This is a genomic window from Intrasporangium chromatireducens Q5-1, assembly GCF_000576575.1.
Taxonomy (GTDB): domain Bacteria; phylum Actinomycetota; class Actinomycetes; order Actinomycetales; family Dermatophilaceae; genus Intrasporangium_A; species Intrasporangium_A chromatireducens.
The window spans coordinates 1-2951 of sequence record NZ_AWQS01000354.1; the positions used below are offsets into that span (position 1 = coordinate 1).

At 69.5% G+C, this 2951-nt stretch carries 2 protein-coding genes; both read right to left on the minus strand.

Annotated elements, in window-relative coordinates:
- Positions 1–84 precede the first annotated feature (84 nt).
- Positions 85–1644 (minus strand): DHA2 family efflux MFS transporter permease subunit, encoded by a 1560-nt coding sequence (locus N864_RS20860; RefSeq protein ID WP_034721914.1) that lies wholly within the window; start codon positions 1642–1644, stop codon positions 85–87.
- A 222-nt stretch (positions 1645–1866) separates the two neighbouring features.
- Entirely contained in the window at positions 1867–2799 is a 933-nt protein-coding gene (locus N864_RS20865; protein ID WP_034721917.1) for an alpha/beta fold hydrolase, read from the minus strand.
- Positions 2800–2951 lie beyond the last annotated feature (152 nt).

Genomic DNA, 2951 nt, shown 5'->3' on the forward strand with positions numbered 1-2951 from the left:
GCATACGACGGTTAGTGGCCCTTCGTCGGTTAGTGGCCCTTCGTCGGTTACTGGCCCTTCGACGGTTAATCGCCCTTCGACGGGTCAGTGCAGCACGACGGGCGGGGCCTCCGGCTCGGCCTCGAGCAGGTGCGACTCCTCGTGCTTGCGGGGCAGGAACAGCGCCGGGATCATCGTCAGGCTCACGAGGATCGCGGCGACGAGGAACGTCTGCGCGAACGCCTCGGCCGCCTGGGACAGGCCCTGCGCCATCCCCGCCTGGCCGCCGATCTTGTCGAGGATCGCAGGGTCGCGCCGGGCCGCGATGGCGGCGCCGGCGAGCGGCTTGGCGTTGAGGTAGTTCGTGTAGACGACGGAGATGACCGCGACGCCGATCGAGCTCGCCACCTGTTGGGTGATGTTGAGCAGCGTGGAGCCGCGGGCGACCTCGTGCGCGCGCAAGGTCTTGAGCGCCGAGGTCATGATCGGCATCATCGTCGCGCCCATGCCAAGGCCCATGATGAACAGCACCGGGATGAGGTAGCCCCAGTAGGACGTGTCCGCGGTGACCTGCGTCAGGGCGAACATGCCGCCGATGATGACGAGCAGGCCGAAGGGTGCGATGCGGCCGATCGGGAACCGGTCGGCCAGAGCGCCGGCGATCGGCATCGTGACCATCGCACCGATTCCCTGCGGGGCGACGAGCCACCCCGAGTCGACGGGCAGCTCGCCTCGGACGAGCTGGAAGTAGGTCGGCACGAGGAAGAGCGCACCGAAGAACGACGCGGCGAAGAGGAACATCGTCAGGATCGCGACCGTGAGGTTGCGGTTGGCGAAGAGCCGCAGGTCGAGCAGCGGGTGCTTCGGCTTGAAGCTGTAGAGGACGAAGGCCGCAAGCATGACGACGCCGATCGTCGCCGGGATGGCGACCTTCTTGGCGAAGAAGGTGCCTTCGCCCGGGATCGAGCTGATGCCGTAGAGGAAGAGCGCGAGACCCGGTGACATGAGCAGCATGCCGATGACGTCGAACGACTCGGACGGCTCGGGCCGGTCCTTCTGCAGGGCCCAGGCCGCGTAGAGCATCGCGACGATGCCGATCGGGATGTTGATCCGGAAGATCCAGTGCCAGGAGTAGTGGTCGATGAGCCAGCCACCGAGGATCGGGCCGAAGATCGGGCCGAGGAGCATCGGGATGCCGAGGATCGCCATGAGCCGGCCCATCCGGTGCGGGCCGGCCGCCTTCGTCATGATGGTCATGCCGAGGGGCATGAGCATGCCGCCGCCGAGACCCTGCAGCACCCGGAAGGCGATCAGCATCCCGATCGAGTTCGCCTGGCCGCACAGCGCGGAGCCGGCGGTGAACAGCAGCAGCGCGAGGATGTAGAGGCGCTTCGTGCCGAACCGGTCCGCGGCCCACCCGGTCAGCGGGATGACGGTCGCGAGGGCGAGCGTGTAGGCCGTGATCGTCCAGGCGACGGTCGAGTACTCGATGGGGTGCGCAGGATCGGACGAGAACGCCTCGACAAAGGTCGGCAGCGCCACGTTGACGACGGTGATGTCGAGGATCGACATGATGGCGCCGAGCACGACGACGCCGGCCACCTTGAGGACGGCGGCGTCGATCTTGTCGGGGAGCTGGGTCTGGGGTGGGAAGGTCTGGGCCACGACAGGGACCTTTTCGTCGATGGGATGAGGGAGCCGCGTCGAAGGGCGGCTCGGGCACGGCGGCGACGCCAGTGCAACGCTGCGCAGGCTTTCCACGCTACTGCCGAGGTCGGACAGGAGGCGACCGGTTTTGCGCGGCGGCTCGCCGTACTCCGGGTCACCGCCACGGCGCTGGCATTTCCGGTCGATCGCCCTTCGGGCACCGCCGCGGGTAGCGGGCGCTCAGCCTCGGCGGATCCCGTCGAGCCACGGCACGAGCCGCTCGAGGACCAGCTCCGGGGTCTCGAGCTGCGGAACGTGTCCGACTCCCGGCAGGAACAGCGTCTCCCAAGTCGGGTTCGCCGCGGCCGTGGCCCGGGCCGCCGCGAACGGGACGAGGCGGTCCTGCTCCCCGTGGACGAGCAGGACCGGGCGCTGGATGGACCGCAGGTGAGCGGCATACGTCCGTCCTCGGGTGAGGACGCGCAGGAGAGACCGAGCGGCGCCCAGGAAATCGGCGTCGACGCCCCGGACGGCGGAGCGGTGCTGGGCCAACGCGATGTCCGCGTCGAAGACCTCCGGGTCGATACGGCTGCGATCGGCGAAGCACAGGTCGAGGGTGCGGCGGACCTGCTGCTCGGCCGTGAACCGCCGGCGGTTGCGTTCGAGATAGGAGCTGCTGAGGAGCGGCACGGAGAACAGGGCGAACTCCGCGGCGACGAGCGGGTCCTGGTGGCCCCGGACGAGCGGCAAGGAGAGGTCGACCAGGCCGAGGCCGGTCACGAGCTCGGGCCGCTGTGCGACGAGCAGGACCGACACCATGCCGCCCATCGAGTTGCCGATGAGCACGCTCGGCCGGCCGAGCACCTCCTCGATGAAGCGGCCGAGGAGGCGTGCGTTGGCGCGCACGGTGGTGCGGCGGCCGGCTGATGGGCTGAGGCCGAAGCCCGGCAGGTCGAGGGCGACGACATGGCGGTGCTCGGCCAACGCCGGTGCGATGCGGACCCAGTTGAGGTGCGAACCCCCGAGGCCGTGGACGAGGACCACCGGGGCACGGTCGTCGCCGTCCGGGGCGCCGAAGTCGACCCAGTGGACCGGGCCGGCGAGGTCCGCGGTGCGGCTCGCCCCGTTCCAGCGGGACGCGAGCGCTGAAACGGAGACGTCAGCGGTCGTCATGCCATCAAATTGTACTCGCGAGTAGGTCGCCGTCCGCGCGCCCCCGAGGCCGTATGCCGCTCACCCCGCACCACGTCACGGTGCCCTGGTGACCTGCTTCCTCTCACGCAGCAGGGGGCCCGCTGCTTACTCTCACGCAGCAGGGGGCCCGC

Coding starts and splice junctions, on each gene's coding strand:
- N864_RS20865 (WP_034721917.1), bottom strand. CDS start 2,799: ATGACGACCGCTGACGTCTCCGTTTCAGCGCTCGCGTCCCGCTGGAAC.